Source organism: Pseudomonas matsuisoli, from assembly GCF_014647635.1.
GTDB classification, from domain to species: domain Bacteria; phylum Pseudomonadota; class Gammaproteobacteria; order Pseudomonadales; family Pseudomonadaceae; genus Pseudomonas_P; species Pseudomonas_P matsuisoli.
Genome location: NZ_BMPO01000007.1, coordinates 103,682 through 121,219, shown reverse-complemented (window position 1 = coordinate 121,219; position 17,538 = coordinate 103,682). Strand labels below are relative to the sequence as shown.

The 17,538-nt window shown below is 56.4% G+C and carries 17 protein-coding genes; 2 read left to right on the top strand and 15 right to left on the bottom strand.

The features are described 5' to 3' along the window. Positions 1 to 21: 21 nt before the first annotated feature. Positions 22 to 348 (top strand): hypothetical protein, encoded by a 327-nt coding sequence (locus IEY47_RS15275; protein ID WP_188984185.1) that lies wholly within the window; start codon positions 22 to 24, stop codon positions 346 to 348. 73 nt (positions 349 to 421) lie between these two features. Here IEY47_RS15275 and IEY47_RS15270 read toward each other — a convergent pair whose 3' ends face one another. From IEY47_RS15270 to IEY47_RS15255, 4 genes are all read right to left on the bottom strand, one after another. Then, the gene (locus IEY47_RS15270) at positions 422 to 2,086 is read right to left on the bottom strand and encodes a thiamine pyrophosphate-binding protein (protein WP_188984183.1); all 1,665 of its coding nucleotides are present in this window, start codon (positions 2,084 to 2,086) and stop codon (positions 422 to 424) included. A gap of 80 nt (positions 2,087 to 2,166) precedes the next feature. Next, positions 2,167 to 2,469: an SDR family NAD(P)-dependent oxidoreductase gene (locus IEY47_RS15265; protein WP_229779466.1), complete on the bottom strand. Its 303-nt coding sequence runs from the start codon at positions 2,467 to 2,469 to the stop codon at positions 2,167 to 2,169. Next, positions 2,463 to 3,299 (bottom strand): helix-turn-helix domain-containing protein, encoded by an 837-nt coding sequence (locus tag IEY47_RS15260; RefSeq protein ID WP_188984180.1) that lies wholly within the window; start codon positions 3,297 to 3,299, stop codon positions 2,463 to 2,465. Before IEY47_RS15260 ends, IEY47_RS15265 begins: the two co-directional genes overlap by 7 nt. A gap of 319 nt (positions 3,300 to 3,618) precedes the next feature. Continuing rightward, complete coding sequence (locus tag IEY47_RS15255; RefSeq protein WP_188984179.1) at positions 3,619 to 5,037, bottom strand: IS1182 family transposase; 1,419 nt, start codon at positions 5,035 to 5,037, stop codon at positions 3,619 to 3,621. Between the two features lie 292 nt (positions 5,038 to 5,329). On the opposite strand from IEY47_RS15255, the gene IEY47_RS15250 reads away from it, so the two are divergent. Continuing rightward, on the top strand, positions 5,330 to 5,611 hold the full coding sequence (locus IEY47_RS15250; RefSeq protein WP_373293611.1) for a thiamine pyrophosphate-dependent enzyme: 282 nt from the start codon (positions 5,330 to 5,332) through the stop codon (positions 5,609 to 5,611). A 332-nt stretch (positions 5,612 to 5,943) separates the two neighbouring features. On the opposite strand, the gene IEY47_RS15245 is transcribed toward IEY47_RS15250, so the two are convergent. From IEY47_RS15245 to IEY47_RS15195, 11 genes are all read right to left on the bottom strand, one after another. After that, complete coding sequence (locus IEY47_RS15245; protein WP_188984177.1) at positions 5,944 to 7,746, bottom strand: P-loop NTPase family protein; 1,803 nt, start codon at positions 7,744 to 7,746, stop codon at positions 5,944 to 5,946. Further along, on the bottom strand, positions 7,746 to 8,240 hold the full coding sequence (locus IEY47_RS15240) for an ABC-three component system middle component 2 (protein WP_188984175.1): 495 nt from the start codon (positions 8,238 to 8,240) through the stop codon (positions 7,746 to 7,748). Before IEY47_RS15240 ends, IEY47_RS15245 begins: the two co-directional genes overlap by 1 nt. After that, entirely contained in the window at positions 8,228 to 9,151 is a 924-nt protein-coding gene (locus IEY47_RS15235) for an ABC-three component system protein (RefSeq protein ID WP_188984173.1), read from the bottom strand. The genes IEY47_RS15240 and IEY47_RS15235 overlap by 13 nt, the downstream gene beginning before the upstream one ends. 289 nt (positions 9,152 to 9,440) lie before the next feature. Further along, entirely contained in the window at positions 9,441 to 10,175 is a 735-nt protein-coding gene (locus IEY47_RS15230; protein ID WP_373293616.1) for a nuclease-related domain-containing protein, read from the bottom strand. A gap of 402 nt (positions 10,176 to 10,577) precedes the next feature. Beyond that, on the bottom strand, positions 10,578 to 11,909 hold the full coding sequence (locus IEY47_RS15225) for a type II toxin-antitoxin system HipA family toxin (protein WP_188984169.1): 1,332 nt from the start codon (positions 11,907 to 11,909) through the stop codon (positions 10,578 to 10,580). Positions 11,910 to 11,911: 2 nt separating this feature from the next. Continuing rightward, positions 11,912 to 12,172: a helix-turn-helix domain-containing protein gene (locus tag IEY47_RS15220; protein WP_188984167.1), complete on the bottom strand. Its 261-nt coding sequence runs from the start codon at positions 12,170 to 12,172 to the stop codon at positions 11,912 to 11,914. Between the two features lie 319 nt (positions 12,173 to 12,491). Then, the gene (locus IEY47_RS15215; protein ID WP_188984165.1) at positions 12,492 to 13,679 is read right to left on the bottom strand and encodes a CaiB/BaiF CoA transferase family protein; all 1,188 of its coding nucleotides are present in this window, start codon (positions 13,677 to 13,679) and stop codon (positions 12,492 to 12,494) included. Between the two features lie 45 nt (positions 13,680 to 13,724). Then, positions 13,725 to 14,510 carry an enoyl-CoA hydratase/isomerase family protein gene (locus tag IEY47_RS15210; RefSeq protein WP_188984163.1) on the bottom strand — a complete coding sequence of 262 codons (786 nt, stop codon included), beginning with the start codon at positions 14,508 to 14,510 and terminating at the stop codon, positions 13,725 to 13,727. Positions 14,511 to 14,622: 112 nt separating this feature from the next. Next, positions 14,623 to 15,915: a TRAP transporter large permease gene (locus IEY47_RS15205; protein ID WP_229779464.1), complete on the bottom strand. Its 1,293-nt coding sequence runs from the start codon at positions 15,913 to 15,915 to the stop codon at positions 14,623 to 14,625. Beyond that, positions 15,912 to 16,463 carry a TRAP transporter small permease gene (locus IEY47_RS15200; RefSeq protein ID WP_188984161.1) on the bottom strand — a complete coding sequence of 184 codons (552 nt, stop codon included), beginning with the start codon at positions 16,461 to 16,463 and terminating at the stop codon, positions 15,912 to 15,914. Before IEY47_RS15200 ends, IEY47_RS15205 begins: the two co-directional genes overlap by 4 nt. Positions 16,464 to 16,514: 51 nt before the next feature. Then, a complete protein-coding gene (locus IEY47_RS15195) occupies positions 16,515 to 17,498 on the bottom strand; it encodes a TRAP transporter substrate-binding protein (protein WP_188984160.1) in 984 nt (327 codons plus the stop codon). Positions 17,499 to 17,538 lie beyond the last annotated feature (40 nt).

Here is a 17,538-nt window from a genome sequence, read left to right as displayed (position 1 = left end):
CTTCATCAAAAGGACTCCATCATGAAACGCATCGGAAAAGCCCTTCTCCTTGGCGCCGCATTCACCTTTACCTACGCCAGCACCACCATGCTCTCCGCCCATGCGAGCACCACACCTGCTGCCACGCTCGTATCGAACTCCGCCTCGCAAAGCCTACTGCCGACAGGCCTTGCCGCTGACCTCGGCATGCCGCGCGCTCAAGGAAACGTCTTCGCCTCGGCTAGCGAAACCTTGCCCGCCGACGCCACCCACGTCGCCATCTTCGTCAGCGGCTGCAACGACCCAGCGCCCTGGTACATGTTTAGCGGCATCGAAGCGGCGACCTGTTTGTTCAGTGGGCAGTGGTAAACGTCCGGGCTAATTAAGCGGGGCGTTCCGTCCCGCTATCAGCCGGACGGAGACGGCCGCATCGCGATTCGCTTCAGTCCTCGTTCAACCGCGCGGCGGGCGTGATCTGCCGAGGATCGGTACGCAGCTCGATGAGCGCTGCCTTGCCCGCCGTTCGTGCTCGGTCGAACGCCGCGGCGAAGTCCTCGGTTCGTTCCACGCGCTCGGCCTGAGCACCAAATGCCTGTGCGAGCGCGACGAAATCCGGGTTGCTCAGCGCGGTCGCTGAAACGCGCCCCGGATATTCACGCTCCTGGTGCATGCGAATGGTCCCGAGCATGCCGTTGTTCACCACGATCACGATCAGCGGCGCGCCGTATTGCATCGCGGTCGCCAGCTCCTGTGGGTACATCATGAAGCAGCCATCGCCGGCCAGGCATACGACCGGACGTTCGGGGCGGTGCAGCGCTGCCGCGACTGCGGCAGGCAATCCGTAGCCCATTGCGCCGTTGGTAGGCGCAAGCTCGGTACCAGGTTGGCGATAACGGTAGAACCGGTGCAGCCACACGGTGTAGTTGCCCGCGCCGTTGGTGAGTACCGCGTCATCCGGCAACACAGCGTTCAGGTGCGAGATGACCTGCGCCATGTCTACGCCTTGTAAGTCCGGGTGCGGCGACGGAGGCGAGGAATGCGCCTCGTAATCCGCCCGTGCGCTGCGAGTCCAGTCGGACCAGGGCGTGGCAGCAGGTGACGGCAAGGCTGCCAGCGCGTGTGCAAACGTGCCGAGCGCGGACTGGATCGGTAGTTGCGCCTGGTACACGCGCCCCAGCTCTTGCGAATCCGGATGGACGTGCACGAGTGTTTGTTGCGGGGCCGGGCTTTCGAAGAGCGCATAGCCCGAAGATGTTGTCTCCGCCAGACGCGAACCGATCACCAGCAGCAGGTCGGCTTTGCTGGCGCGCTCGGCGAGCTTGGGCGAGATGCCCAGGCCGAGCATCCCGACGTAGTGCGGGTCGCGATTGTCGAACAGGTCCTGCCGGCGAAAAGAAGCAGCGACGGGAAGGTCGTACGCCTCGACGAAGCGCTTCAGCGCGGCACCGCTTTCAGCGTCCCACCCCGTACCGCCGACGATCACCAGCGGTTGCCGGGCATCGTCTAGCAACCCCCGCAGTTCTTCTAGCGCAGCCGCGTCCGGCGCGGCATGGGTAACCCGTACCGCGGGCGCGTCGGCGACGATGGCACTGCCGAAGAGAATTTCTTCGGGCAGGGCGACGACCACCGGCCCCGGTCGGCCGGACATCGCAATACTGAATGCACGGGCGACGATCTCCGGTATGCGTTCGATGCTGTCGATCTCGCACGCCCATTTGGCCAGGCTGCCGAACATTTGCCGGTAATCGACTTCCTGAAAGGCTTCACGCCCGATGAAGCCACCTTCGACCTGGCCGACGAACAGGATCATCGGCGTCGAGTCTTGCTTGGCGGTATGCACGCCATTCGCGGCATGTGTGGCGCCGGGGCCACGGGTGACGAAGCAGATGCCGGGCCGGCCGGTCAGCTTGCCGTAGGCATCCGCCATGTTCGACGCCGCGCCCTCGTGACGCGTGACGATGGTCCGAATGGATGGCGTGTCGTGAAGTGCGTCCAGCACAGGCAGATAGCTTTCGCCAGGTACGCAATAGAGCGTATCGACGGCATTGCGTCGCAACGCCTCGACCAGGATCTGGCCGCCGTTGCGGGATGGGGTGTGATCAGGCATGAGGTAACGTTCCTGAGTGGCAAATGGCAAGACAGTGAGCCCGCCTACCCGCTGTTGTGCGGCAGACGGGCGTTGTCGGTCTACTCCGAAGGGCGTGTCTGGGTCAGCCCGGTGGGTGGCCCGTCGATGGCCGTCCAGCCACCGTCGACCGACAGGCTGCTCCCTGAAATGTAGCTTGCTGCGTCAGACGCGAGGAACGCGACCGCCGCACCGACCTCGCTCGGCTGGCCCCAACGGTTGAGCACGGTATGGCCCGCATAGGTCTTGTAGATCTCCGGCTTTTCCTTGAGCGGCGCGGTCAGGCGGGTCTCGATGATGCTCGGCATTACCGCGTTGACGCGCACGCCATACGGTCCGGTTTCGGCCGCGAACGCCTTCACCATCTGGTCGATACCGGCTTTGGTGGCGGCGTAGATCCCCGAGGCCCAAAGGCGATCTCCGCCGTACTTAGTGTCGTGTTGCTCAACAAGCGCTTGGCCTCCAGCGCAATGCGCTCCTGCACGAGCCGGCTGGCCGTCTTGCCCGTCGTGCGCTTGAGCGCTTCATTGAGTTGCCGCTCGCTGACGTTCAGGGCCTGTGCGTACTGCCCGACGGCATTGAATTGCAGATAGCGCTCCTCGATCAGCAGCGTGAGACGCCGCGTCAGTGCGTAATACGGATCGAGCGGATGAACGCCTTCGTCAGCCGGGTAGAGCCGCCGCAACTGCGTTAGCAGGATAAGCAGATACGAACGCACCACATCGAACCGCCCGACCTTGCGGTCGCGGTATTCCCGTTCGAGGGCATGAAGGAGCGGCACCAACGCCTCATGCTCGGCGCGCGACAGGTACATCGCCGGCATGCCGCCCGTGGCATGGAAGAAAGGAAACTTCGCGATGTCATCCGCGCGCGGGAACATCTGCGCGAAAAACTCGGTGCTGACGTTGATCACGAAACCATGCGGCTTGATGGACGACGTCCACGCATGCAACTGCCCCGGGGAAATGAAAAACACCGAATGCGGCCGCACCTCGAACGTCTCGAAATCGACCAGATGCGTACCCTGCGCCTCGGTCATCCACAGCAGATGGTAATAACCATGCCGATGCGGAAAGCCACGCGGGATATCGTTGCGGCTCTCAAGCCTGACCAGATCAAAGTAAAACGCCCCTTCACCGGCAAAGTCCGACGATTCGAACGTCGGGAAAGTGCTATCGATCGTCCCGCTGCTCAAGGGCGTGCTCCGTTGTCATTGTTGTTGGCGGGACTATAAGGCAGGGGCCGTAAACACCGAAATGGCGCGTCCCCTTCGGGCGTGACCAACGAAGGGGCAGAGCGCCGCATCTGCCAAGCACACAGCCGCCCAAACTGTACAAGGGGCGGGTTTACCCGCGTGCTCGTGGTCACGCAGCGGCGGTAGCTCGATGGTGATACGAGGCAATGAGCGTATTCGCTCTGGCTCCTAATCAGACTGTGTGAAAACACACTGACTGGCCCTAGACCAAACGCCCCGACTTGTTCGGGGCGTTTGTTTTTCTGCTAAAAAAGGCTCTTCAGGCCATCAGTTGCATCATTTGCTTGGCACCCATGACGCTGATCGCTCGCTTGAGGTTGTATGCGGTCACGGCTAGAGCCATTTCAGCTTTTGTGCCTTCGAGTTGTCGTAGCAGGAAGCGCCCGTTTCCAAATAGCCACTGTTTGAGATTGCCAAACGGGTGTTCCACGATGGATCTACGCCGCTCCATCATCTCTGGATGCAGTTTCATCCGCTGCGCCATGTGCTCAAAGGCTTCCTCTTGAGCGTGGCGCGAGACATAGCGGCGCTTGGCCGTCGTGCATTGGGCTTTCAGCGCAAACCCAGCACAGTCGCTGATTGCCGCCTGGTAGATACGGTCGCCCTTATGATGCTGCTTCAGCGTTAGCCACTGACCTGCAGGGCACCGGTACCGATCCTGTTCGGCGTCGTAGGTAAAGTCCTTGCGCTCGAATAATGCCTTTCCACCTGGGTTGGATGTTCGGTTTGGCGGCACGTACGCAGTAATCGAATCTTCCTCGCATGCCTGGAACTGCTGGCCGTTTGAGTAGCCCATGTCCGCTGCTACGGTCAGCGCCTCCTGCCCCAACTCAGCCTTAGCCGCTTTAGCCATGGGTTCAAGCTGCTTGCGATCATCGCCCTCTTGCGTCACCTCGTGATGCAAAATCAGGCAGTGTTCTGCGTCAACGGCGGCCTGCACGTTATAGGCAACACGCGCCCCCTTGGGCGTGCGCATCATTCGGGCACCGCTTTCATGTGTGTTGAATTGCTCCAGCCCCATCGATAGCATCAAGGCCTGGCAACTGCGGTTGTCTTGCTGTTTGGCCTCAAGCTCTGCCAAGGCCACTTTGATCGCAGTGCGATCTACCACCTGCTCGCCCTCAGTCTTATCAGCGGCATCCAAATCAACTAGGTATTGGGCAATCCGTTTATCAAGCTTCTCGTCCTGACGCTTAAGCTGATTCAGGTTCAGATGGCGCCGCGCAGAAGCGACTGCCTGAAACTTGCTCCCGTCTATGGCAATTAAGTCACCGGCAATCAAACCGGCGGTTCGGCAGAACTGCACGAAGGCCCGGCATGTCGTGACGAACGCAGCTTTGTTGTTCTTACGGAAGTCGGCGATGGTCTTGAAGTCGGGTTTGAGCCGGTTGATCAGCCACATCACTTCGATGTTGCGCTGGCATTCGGCTTCCAGGCGCCGGGACGAGCGAATGCGTTGGAAATAGCCATAAAGGTAGAGCTTGAGCTGATCGGCGGGGTCGTACGCGGGGCGCCCGGTGACCTTGGGCTGAGTTTTCTCAAAGCCGAGCTGGCCCAGATCCAGCTTGGCGACATACAGGTCGATGACCCGTACAAGGTGATCTTCCGGAATCAGTTCCTCTAGCGAGGCTGGGAACAGGCTGGCCTGGCTGCGGGACTCTCCTTGTATGTACGCCATAACAAAAAATGCTCCGTACCTTCCGATACGAAGCATTTTCTTAAAGCGACCTGCAGATTGCTAGGTTTTCACACAGTCTGTAATGGCCCCTTATTCGATGCTTTTTCCGCCCCGCCTCTTTCTCGGAGTCCGCCGTGCGCCGCTCGGATACAACTAGCCAAAACAGCGTGGCTGCGGTTTAGGAAGATAAATCTGTCCCCCTTTTGTCGCGTACCTAACTGGCGACCCCCTGCGGCTCGACGGGTTACGGCCCGCCAACGACAGTCGCCATAAGGATCGCTCGGTCGTATGCATGGCCGGCGACGGCTGCTTCCTCATGTACCCACAGGAACTGGCAACCGCCGTCGAATACGGCGCCTCGCTGATCGTACTTGTGGTCAACAACGGCATGTACGGCACCATCCGCATGCACCAAGAACGCGAATATCCGGGACGCGTCAGCGGCACCCGCCTGCAAGGCCCGGATTTCGTCGCATTGGCGAAGGCCTTCGGCGCGAATGGAGAGAAGGTCGAGCACGCAAGGGAATTTCCGCTGCATTCGCCCGCGCTCAGGCTCGGGGCGGGGTGGCGTTGATTGAACTGGTGACTGATCCATTGCAGCTGACGCCGGATAAGCGTTTGGCGTCTTGAGCGGGATTGGTGGCTTTTCTATCGATTAGGGCAAGTGCGTAGGGTGGATTAGCGTCTTAGTCCGCGTAATCCACCATTTGTCCCGCGGTACCGGACGTGAATTAGCTGTCACGGACGGGCTGCGCCGGCGTTAACCGGAACATACAGTTGGAGCGAGCGCCGGATTAAGCTGCGCTAATCAACGCCTACGGCGCTACGTACGACTGCCGTTTAGAGAAAAATAATCCGTACCCCTATATTACAGCTTTATTGTTCTTCCATATGTTTCTTTAGAAATTAAGATTTAATCCCGGGGTAGAATCCTGCACGTCCCTCAAAAGTAGAGCCCGAAAACTCTATAGGAAGAAGCTGGTTAGCTGTACTTGTAAGTATAGGTTCATTCTCTAGAACAATAATTTGGCCAGGGCCCTGCCACTTAGATAGCCAGTCGTAGAAAGATTCTCTGACAATTACTGGTGAAGTGGTTACATCTGATTTGTTTTCTGGGTCGGAATAGGACTTTATTGGGGAGTCAAGAACTACTAATCCTAAGTGTGGGTAATTGCTGGACATCGCGTGTTGCATTAAGGCAATAGTCATTGCGGACAAAAATATTGCTCGTTTACCTGCGCCGTAGGTCAATCTTGAACGGCCATCAAGTTTTATATCGCATTCAGATGCATCAAGCTCTACTGTCTTTATTTGCTTGAATCCCCAAGAGTGTAGGATTTCTTGTGTCAGTTCTCCAACTTTTACCGAGTCTGCATCTGTTTGCCTTTTTATAGGTTTTTGTTTTTTCTCCGGAATAAGTCCTGAAATTCTACTGTGTTCAGACTTTAATCTATCGAGCTCATCGAAAAGCTTAACCTGCGCGGCATATTCAGTCCTGACCTCAGCCAGCTTTTTAGGGTCTGCACTGAACTCTGCCGCGCTCAGGCGAATTGCGTTTTTTTCGTTGACGGTTATCTTGTCTAATGAATTTGTGAGTCGTGCTACTTCGCTAGTAAAAGTCAAAATAGAGTGCTCTTCCTTGGATAACGCATCGAGCAGTCCGATTCTTAAGCTTTCAATTTTTCTCGCCTCAGCATTCATGGCAACACGTTGCTTTTGGGTCGCATCTTTAGCCAAAAGGCTTATATCAATCTGCTTTTCGATCGGTGTGCCACAGAGCAAACATGGTTGATCCTCGAGAGTCTCAAAAACTGCAATGCCATCACCAACTGATCGAAGTCGCTCTAAATCGCTCGTGTATTTATCATCCAATAAGTTGAATCGAGAGGCCATAAGTTTCGACTGATTTAGTTTTTTCTCGGTATCAGAAAGCTCCTTTAGCGTTGTAGATAATGAATTGCGAATTTCTCGCAGCTGCGATGATCGCTCTATTTGCTCCGTAGAAAGTATGTCAAGTGTTTCGTCGACCTTCGTTAGAGCGTCTTGAATCTCTACTTTGGTCTTTCCTTCAGGGATCTCGGAATTTACGCGTTCTAAATCTTTCTCAATTGCTGCAATCAATGCCTTTATTTTTATCTTTTCATCTTTTGATTGAGCTAGTACTACTGATGAGTCATCCTGGCCAGTCAGGAAGACCGAGAATGCTGCTTTCCTTTGAGTCTGTTCTGTAGGTGCGCCAGTCGTAGGGGCTTCACTAATCATCGCCGGTTGAGACAAAAGAGACCAATGACGTAAATCTCCGCCCGTCATCGGCCCACGCTTTGCAGCGGATCGCAGTAGTAATTTTTCTTTTGCCCCAGATAATCCTACTAATAATTGCCCGATATCGTCAGGCAATGGCTCGCCTGTTTTAATACATTCGATTTCTTCTGCGTATATCTCTGCTGCTCCGCCAAAGAGCGAGCGTTTGATAGTATATACATCGCCGCCAAAAACACGTAGCTGTAAAAGTAGACTGTCATACCCTTTGCTTTGAGGGATTTCCTTAGGTACTTTGTCCCCTCCTAGCAAATACCAAAGGCAGTCTCTAATATAAGATTTTCCAGTATCACTAGGGCCTCTTATAAGAGTGCCCAGTGATTTAAAGTTTATATCAGCGTCAGGTTGATTAAGGCCGCGTGAAATTAGTCTTTGTAGAACTATTGACATCAGCTGTCCACTCCCTTTGCGAAGCCATCAATTTCCGCCTCCCAGCGCCGCCCGATATCATGGAAGATATTAGTTAGTTCAATGGTGTCTATCGAGCCATAGCGTAGGACTACCCATTCACAGCGCTGTGCTAGATTTAGCGAGTATGATGACCCTATTGAGCCGACTAGCGCTCTGGAGTTTTCGCCGGCGTAGTAGGTAATTCCGTCTTTATCTAATTGGACATCTACGAGTCCTTTTGTGGACATTAAATAAAGCCCTGTTTGGACAAGGTTTCGTCTACCATAAAGTTCGGCATTTCTGAAGGGTACTGGTGTATGTAGACTATTGGGGCCTCCAAAATCACCTGAGTATATAGCTGCATAATCCAATAAAATTAATTTCTGCAAGTCTGCGCCGTTTGGGAATAGGCTGCTAAGCATGTACACCATTCTAATCCCAAGTTCATAGGGTGAGTTAAAAGGCGCTGTTCCTAAAGGGTTTATTTTACCCATTTTAATTTCTCTTCATTAACTAGTTGGTGACAAGCCCCAGGAAGATCTGCAGGCAAAAGTCGTCTAGATAATGGATTGTTGGTAATCTGCAGATTCGATGCACGTTCAAGAACTAACTCTAGTCGGTCCATGCCGGTTTTATGCACAGGACTCGCGGATACACGCTTAATTCCGTCAAGTACCGCTGTTAAGAATCTTTCAAATTCCCCAGGAAATACATCTCGACTAAGTCGTTTTAGTCCTTCAGCGCTATAAAATTCACCTCTGCACCCGCTTAGATGCTCGCCATATTCCACCGATTTAAGTGCGTGATCGAGAGTGAGGTCACTGCCGCCATGCTCGGAGTAAACTTTAAGTAGCTGATTTATATATATTAGTTCTTTAGAAGTGGGTAGTTCTGGGATTGCAGGGTTATCCCCCCTGGTTGATTCGACGCCAAAAAGAATTTCATGAGCCAAATGGTTTTTTGAATGCAGGTCAATTAGGTCTTTGATTGGGTATTCTTTGATTTTTGAAAAATCAAATTTTCTTAGAATGTCTAATGCTTCCTTTGTGAGAGGGAATTTTTCTGGATCAATTCCGTACTTTCCCTCAGTCCAGCTCTGCTGGAATTTTATTTTCAAAATGTCTGGCTTGGCGATCAAGTCATGCAGCTTCGGTGTTGTGTTCTTTGGTGCACAGACGTAGTAAAAGTTTGGCGACGGATAGGTTTTAATGCTTATGTGGTGTATGACTTTTGCTAGCTCTGGATATAACGTGGATTCGCCGATAGCTGATGTATAGTGCTTTGCCTGGAATAAATCCCACATTCCGTCAGAAAGCTCCAATGTGTAGCGTGCTTCAATATCTCGCCCGGCATCGCCTGCTCCGCCAATTCGCTGGACAAATTTATATTTCTCGCCGTCGCCCATGTATACTCGGCAACAGTCTTCTATAAAGTTTTCCCAGTCATCAGGGCTTAACAGCTGCACTAAAGATGATGGTGGATATTTCGCATGATTTAGTTTTTGCCGTATCTTTCTCGGCCCCATGCTTTCCTCTCATTTGAATCGCTTTTAGGTGGCGGCAACGATTAGTTGGTTCGTATATAGACGAGTTTGAGAATGGCGGCGAAGTAGCGTGGGATCGGATCAATAAACTTGTCGTAGGTTGAGATGGGCATTGCAACTCCGGGCACTGTGTTGATGGTAAGGCCGCCAGTTAAAAGCTTTGCATGGTTCTGCACTTGGGAAACGCCGAACAGCCCCAGAATTGCTGCCCGGCTTTTGGACCGGACTTCACCGTGCGGATTAGTAGCACGCCGCTGCACTTTGGGCACTGCCGCTCAGCCGTCGGATCGCTTCGCCGCTTTAAGTTCTGCACATGCTCACGATGAGTCGCGAATGTCGGCGCACGGCGCCCGGTTTGCAGCGCTCGCAGCATGGTGTCCACGTCAGCTTCGCTGAACACCCGCTGCTGAAATGACTTGATGTAGCGAATAAACCCAACACCCTCGGTCACATTAGCCGGCACTTCGGTTTTGAATGTACTGCCGCCTACAAAGGTAATAACCGAATGCAGATGCTCGAGGCTAAGGCCGAGGGTGGCTTCCAGCGCCTTGAGGTGCTTGTAGTTCTGCCGCAATGGGTTCTGGAATTTGAACGTGCGTTTGTAGATCTTCTGGGTCCACTGCGCTTGCCTCTCGCTGCCGAAGATCCAGCCGCTCATGTTCTTCGTTTCGAGTACGAAGATGCCGTAGGGCGAGAGGAAGATGTGGTCGATCTGCGTGGTGCCGTCGGGCGTGTTGAGCGTGACGTTGTGCAGGCGCCGGTAGGTGTGTTTGTCGAGTCGCCAGTGGGCGAACAGGCGGACGAGGCCTTCGCCGATATGTCCTTTGGCCCAAGGCGTTTTGAGTAGGCCTATGAAGAAAATGGCTGGGAGCAGCCAGCTCATCATGCTTATCAATGGAGCGAAAATAACCGCGTGATCCATGTGCGCGTTCTTCCGTGAGTGTTGCTAGTCCATAGCGCCGGCTATCCGGGCCAGTTGGGGTGCCAAAGTGTGAACTGTTTGGCACTGGCGCAGATAATGGCCAATTGCTTCGTTTCGCTCAAGAGGATGCAAGCATCGTTCGTCTTTTAGACGTCGAGGCATGGGCTTGCTTCCAAATCTTGGCCTGGGATCAATAGGAAGTCGCAGCCGCGGTATTGGGAAGAGGGTTGGTTCGGATGCGTGGGTATAGGGCAGCGGCATCTGTAGGTGGCCGGCCGTTACATGCCCGACCTGCCGCGCTGCTTCAATTAGGTCGTCTTTTCACCGGTCCCTGTAATGCATATCGCCGACATCACTATCAGGGCCTTACCTTTTCCCTAACAGTTCGGAGCGGCCAATGGCTTGTCGGCTGCGCTCGGGTTTGCGCGGTCCTGAGAAGCCGGCTTCGGCGATGGCGCTGTCCAAGCCGCGCCACTGTGGTGCCGCTTTCGGGCTACGCAGGGTTTCCATGCCGTCATTCCAGGCGTGCACCATGTGCTTGGCAACGTTGCGCCATGCGGGTTCGTTTTTCGAGGATTCGATTACTTCTTTACCCACCACCACGGCTGACTCGCAAAGCTGTTCGACCATGGTCGCGTACTGCCGTGGGGGAATGCTCAGGACGGCCTTGAAGAACGACTCCAGCGAGCGGCCTGGAGTCCAGGTTTGCCTGCCACCAATCGATAGCCCTGGCGGGCTTTCTGCGAAGCGCGGGTAGGCCTGAGTGGTCACCAGGTCATAGACCGGCGTGAAGGCCACATCGGTGCGAGAGGTGTAGAACAACGCGATGTTCTTCGAGTGGCAATCCGCGTTACGCACCACGTAGTTGGTCAGCAACTGCCATCCCAGATGTTCCCGTTGGGCCTGGAGGCGCTCGGCGGGGATGTAGGCTCGGGTCGCGTTCCACACTTTTTCGGTAGTCGGTGCGTATTTTTCATGTGGCGGTAAACCCAGCAGGCCGCAGGCATCCTCGACCCCATAACTTGGGATTCCGTGCTGATCCACATCAAAGCGATCGACCACCAGAATCTTGCCGTCTTCAGACATTCGGCACTCGGCGACGGGCACGACATTAAGTCGTGCGAGCACGCGCATGGTGTAGAACTCGTTGAAGCCTAGATACGGAGTGGCGTCATCGGAGCCTTTGATGATGTGGCGGTTCGTCCGAAGGGTCGGCTTGCCCAAGGGGCTCTGAGGTTGCTTGGTATCGGTTGCAATGAATTTTGGAACGACCCCCGAGACCGCTACACGAGCGTATTGCCGTACCAATGCCGCGAATTTTTGGCTGGTGTTTTCCGCCTTGAGCAGATGGTTTATCTCCAGCGGCTCGATATCGATTCCGGGTCGAATACCTTCAGGCGTGATGGCGACTCTGCCAATACCGCTCCCTCCTACTAAAGCCAGCAGCGACAGGTCGGTACCGTCCAGCAACGGGCCGAACTCTTCGCGGATGACGTTCAGTAAGTACCCTTCCGGGAGGTTCTGGCGAAAAAACGGAAAGAGGTCACGCGGCCAGCGCCAAGGCTGTTCGCGGACGGGCATCGCCAAGCTGACGAAGTCGTCTGGAGCCGCGTCAGGCAGGTACCTCAGAACATATTCGTCTCGCTCGCGATAAAGCTTGGCGACTTGTTTCGAGCGGACATGCACGTCAAGAATCATGATCAGATGTTCCCTGAACGTTGTTCGTTGAGAATGTCTTCAACGGTCCTTTCGTGACCGGCTTTCACCAATTTCAAGTCGTAGCCGGCTGCTTCCAGCAGTCGGACCAGTGCCGTTACGCTCATATCGCCTTTGGCGAGTGTTTCCATACGCGCCACTGTGGAGCGAGATACGCCTGCACGGTCGGCCAGGGCCGTCTGGCTAAGCTTCGCCTCAAGGCGTGCCTGCTTTAGCATCTCGGCAACATCGAACAGAGAAGACATTTTTGTAGCCCCTGGGCATCAATAATTCAGCTTTGTCTCAGGAATGTAGCTTCTAGGCTACAAAGTGGACAAGTCGTAAATGTAGCTTACAGGCTACAAAATAATTGATATAAGCGACTTTTGTGGCTTGTGGGCTACAAACAGAGGATGGACTATCTTCGTGTGCTGCAGGGACTTAGCGAGAATCTGTGAAGCGAAAGACGCTTAATTGTTGTGTTGATACGGGCCAACAATACAGCCGCCGATTTTTGTCTCGACTTGTCGGGTAACGTTCTGCGCACGCCATTGCGGCATACACAGAACGCAGGCGTTGCCTCCTTTATTTCACCGCCCCCTCAGCCCTCATCTCCTGAACCTGAGAACTCGCAATGCCCAGCTCCGCCAACACCTCATCCGTATGCTGCCCAAACAACGGCGCTGGCCGACGGATGCGCGGCGGTGTCGCCGAGAGTTTGCTGGCGAAGCCGATCGTCTTCATCTTCCCGATCACCGGATGGTCCAGCTCCTGAACCATTTCGCGCGCCAGGTAATGCTCGTTTTGCACAGCCTCGGCGAAGGTATTGATCGGCCCTGCTGGCACGCCTGCCGTTTCGCAGCGTTCGAGCCAGTAGCTGTTGTCTTGCTCGGCGAGAATGGCTTCCAGCTCTGCTTCCAATGCCTCGACGTTTTGGCCGCGGGCGAGGTTGGTGACGAAGCGCGGATCGGTAAGCCACTCCGGTTTGCCGATCACGTCATTGCAGAGCCGTTCCCAAGTGCGTTGGTTGGCACAGCCGAGCATGAGATAGCTGTCGCGGGTTTTTAGCGCTTGATACGGAGCGGACACGCGGTGACGCCATCCCGTGGCTTGCGGCAGGGTGCCGGCGCCGAAATAGGCGGCGGCTTCCCAGGTGAACCAGGGCAAGCCACATTCGGCAATGGCGACGTCCACGTGCTGGCCATCACCCGTGCGCAGCTTGTGCACATAGGCGGCGAGCACCGAATAGGCGGCGGTGATGCCGGCGCCGATGTCGTACACGGCGATGCCTGTTTTCAGCGGTCGACGGTCGGGCTCGCCGGTCATCGACATCAACCCGGTCATGCCTTGGGCGACCAGATCGAAGCCACCTTTGTGACGGTAAGGCCCGGTCTGGCCGTAGCCGGAAATCGAGCAGTAGACGATGCCGGGGTTGATCTGGCGAACCGACTCGTAGTCGATGCCAAGGGACTCCGTGACGCCGGGTCGGTAGTTCTCGACGATGATGTCGGCGCTTTTCGCCAGCTCGAAGAAGACGCGTTTGCCGGCGTCTGATTTCAGGTTCAGGGCCACGCTGCGCTTGTTGCGGTTGATCTGCGCGAAGCACGTGGACTCTTCATTGATGTAGGGGCCCATCTGACGGCTGTCGTCGCCGCCATTGGTCTTTTCGATTTTGATGATCTCGGCGCCGAGGTCGCCCAGCACCATCGTGCAATAGGGGCCGGCCATGATTTGTGAGATATCCAGGACGCGTACGTTTTCCAAAGCCAACATGGTGTTCACCTCAAGATTCGATAGGGGAAAGATCGCGATGTCGTTTCAGTTGCCGCGCCATTGGTGAGGCGTCTTGTCGAGGAAGGAGCGCACGGCGTTCCGGAAGTCCTGGCTGCCGTAGCAACTGCGGATTAGGTCTTCACCTCCTTCGGCGGGCAGACGGCGGTGCGCCTGTGTACGGCGAACCGCTTCCTTGACGGCGTTCAACGTCAGCGGGGCGTTTTGGGTGAGTCGTTCAGCGACCTGGCGTACGGCGGCCTCGATGGTTTCGGCCGGGTGAAGGGCATTCACCAGGCCTGCGCTTAATGCGGTATCCGCATCTGCGAGGGTCCCTAGCATCAGGACTTCCTTAGTTCGGGCGACGCCCAGCAAGTCCACGAGCCGGGAGATGTTCGCGATGGAGAGGCAATTGCCCAGGGTGCGGGCAATCGGCGCGCCGAACTTCAGCGCTGGCGTGGCGTAGCGGAAGTCGCAGGCGAGGGCGATGGTCGCGCCGCCGCCGACGCAGAATCCTTCGAGCAAGGCGACGGTTGGCTTGGCGATCCGCTCTACACGCTCGACGACGCGGTCGATGCGGACTTCATAGTCGACGCCATCGGCGCCGCTGGAAAAGTCGGTGAACTGGCGGATGTCGGTGCCGGCGACGAAGGCTTCGCCCCCTACGCCGCGAAACACGACGACCTTGATGTCGTCGTCGGCCTCGACTTCATTCGCCAGCGCTTCCAACCGGTCGTACATGTGCCAGGTCATGGCGTTTCGGACGTCCGGGCGATTGAACCTGATCCAGCCCAGGTGACCGTCTTTTTCGAGGTAGATCTCGTCTTGATTCATGTGAAGTCCTGATTCGGTTCGTCAAATTCAGGCCGCACGCCACCGGACAGTCCGCCGGAGCGGAGTGTCGGTGCGTGAAGCGGTAAGTCGTGGCGTTACGGGGTATTCATGCCTAGCTCCCGTAGAACACGCGCACCAGAACGAGCGCGACGTCGGGCAGGTAGGTGTTCACCATCAGCACCGCGAACAGGACGCCGATGAACCAGAGGTTCACCCAGGTCGTTTTCCAGATGTCCGCCTTGGCGATCGAACACGCGGCGATCAGTACGCTGGCGACCGGGGGCGTCTGCTGGCCGATGGCAAGGTTAAGCGTGACGATGATGCCGAAGTGGAGCGGGTCGATACCGACCGCGACCACCAGGGGCAGCACGATGGGGACGACGAGGATGATGGCCGCGGCGGAGTGCAGGAACATGCCGAGGATGAGGAACAGCACGTTCAGCAGCGCCAGCACCACGTACTTGTTGTTGGTGATGTCGGCGATGGAGCCGGCCAGCTGCTGGGGCAGCTGGGTCTCCGTGAGGTAGACGCCAATCAACGCGGAGCTCGCCACCAGCAGCATGACCACGGCGGTTTGGATGCCACCCTCGATGCAGGCCTTCCACAGCGTCCGCAAGTTGAACTCGCGATAGATGACGGCACTGACGAACAACGCAACGACGACGGCAAGACCGGCACCTTCCGTTGCGGTGACCAGACCGCCAAATATCCCGCCGAGGATGACCACCGGAATCAGCAACGCCCAGGCCGCTTCCTTGAAGGCCGTCCACAGTACGGAAGCCTGGAAGCGTCCTTCTGAGGGGTAGTTGTTACGGACCGCGAGGTAGTAGGACATACCGGCTAAACCCATCGCGCCGATGATGCCGGGCAGGATGCCGGCGACGAACATCTTCACCACGGATTCACCCGAAATCACCGCGTACAGGATCATCGGGATGGAGGGCGGCAGGATGATCGCCAGGGTTGCGGCGGAGGAGGAAATCGCCGCTGAGAACTCTTTCGAGTAGCCCTTCTTCTTCATCGCCGGGATCAGCACGCTGCCCAGCGCCGCGACACCCGCGACCGATGACCCGCTGATTTCGGCGAAGAAGATCGAAGAGCCGATGGTGACCATCGACAATCCGCCTTTGATGAAGCCGAGCATCGCGGATGCAAGGTTGATCAGCCGGCGCGAGATACTCGACGCATTCATGATCGCGCCAGCGAGGATGAACAGCGGGATGGCCAGTAGCGGGAAGTTCGTCGCGCCTTCGAACATCGTGAGCGCGATGTTTGGCAGGGCATCCACGCCATAGCTGGCAAACATGGCGATCGCGCCGACCAACGCCAGCGAAATGCCGATCGGGACATTTAGGATGATCAGCAGGATCAGCCCCAGGAGCATGAACGCAATGATCATCGTCATGCCCTCCCGGTGGTGGCAGTGGCCGGATGGCTGACGGTCGATATCCCGGCTTCTTCAAGTTCGTGATCGACGAAGCCCGCCCCTTTGGCTTGGCGAATGACGTCCGGAAGGCGAAGCACCTCGGCAATGATGAAGAGCAGCGAGGCCACCGGTATCACCGATTGGGTGAGCTGAAGCGATACCGACGTGACGCTCACGAGGGTGCTGCCTTCCAGGATCATCAGCACTTGCATGCCGGTATACGCAAGCAGTGCAAAGAAGCCGATGACGAGTAGCTCCGCGAAGATCGCGCATGCGACCCGGAGCGGCGGCGGGAACATATTGACGATGTTCGGGCAGGCGATGTGCGCGCCTTTAGCGGCCGCGAGCGCCGCGCCGTAGTAAGTGAGCCACGCCAATCCAATGGACGCGACTTCGTCATACCAGACGAGGGGGGCGCCTATCAGCCGAGAGGTGAAGCCCACGATCACGATGGCCGCGAGCACCAGCATGAGCACCACGACGATGATTTCCAGCAGCCGCTCGAAACCATTTTTTAAAGCCGACATGAAAAACCTCCAGGGTCATGGGACCCGGCCGGTTGGGAACGAAATGGGGGATCAATCGCGCAGCGCGCGAACCTGCTCGATCATGTCTTTGCCGCCGTCGACTTCTTCGGCAAATTTGGCGTAGATCGGCTCGGAGGCTTTGACGAACGCTTCCTGGTCGACCTCGTTGACCTCGATGCCTGCCTTGCGCAGTTCACCGAGATACTTATCGTCGATTTCAGCGGCCGTTTTGGCTACGAACGGCTCGACTTCTTCGGCCGCCGCGATCAGGGCGTCCTTGATGTCCTGGTCCAGCCGTTTCCATTTCGCGCCGGCGACGAGGTACGCGGGCGTATAAACGTGCCGCGAGAGCGACATGTATTTCTGCACTTCGTAATAACGGCCGAACCAGATGTGCGAGATCGGATTTTCCTGGCCGTCCATTACGCCGGTCTGCAGGGCGACGAACACTTCCGAGAAGGACAGCGGGGCGGGGTTGGCGCCGTAGCTCTTGAACATCTCGATACGCCAGACGCCTTGAGGGACCCTGAGCTTGATGCCGGCCAGGTCCTCGGGTTTGACGATGGGGCGTTTGCTGTTGGTGATGTGGCGGAAGCCGTTTTCCCAAACGCCGAGGATGGGATAGCCCTTCTTTTCCGAGATCGGATAGATGATGGGCTTGATCACCTTTTCGCGGATTCGAGCCATGTGCTCGCGATCCTTGACGATGTAAGGCATCTCGAACAGCGCGAAGGCGGGGTCGACCGAACTCATGACCGAGGAAGGTAAGGCCAAGTCGATCGTGCCCAGTTTGAGTTTCTTCATCATCGCGTTGTCATCGCCCAGCTGAGACGAGCCAAAGGCAGTCACCTTCGCCTTGTCTCCCAGCTTCTCATTGGCGATGCGGACGAATTCGGTAGCGGATTGTTCGAACAGGGAGCCCGGTTCGCCAACGTGGCCGAACTTGATTTCGACCGCCGCGAGTACCGGCGCTGCGTGTTGCAAAGACGCCAGCAAAGGCAAAGCGAAAAGCGTTTTTCGGATGAATCTGTTCATGCCCTTTCCTCTGTATTTGTTATTAGCGAGTGCAGAGCCG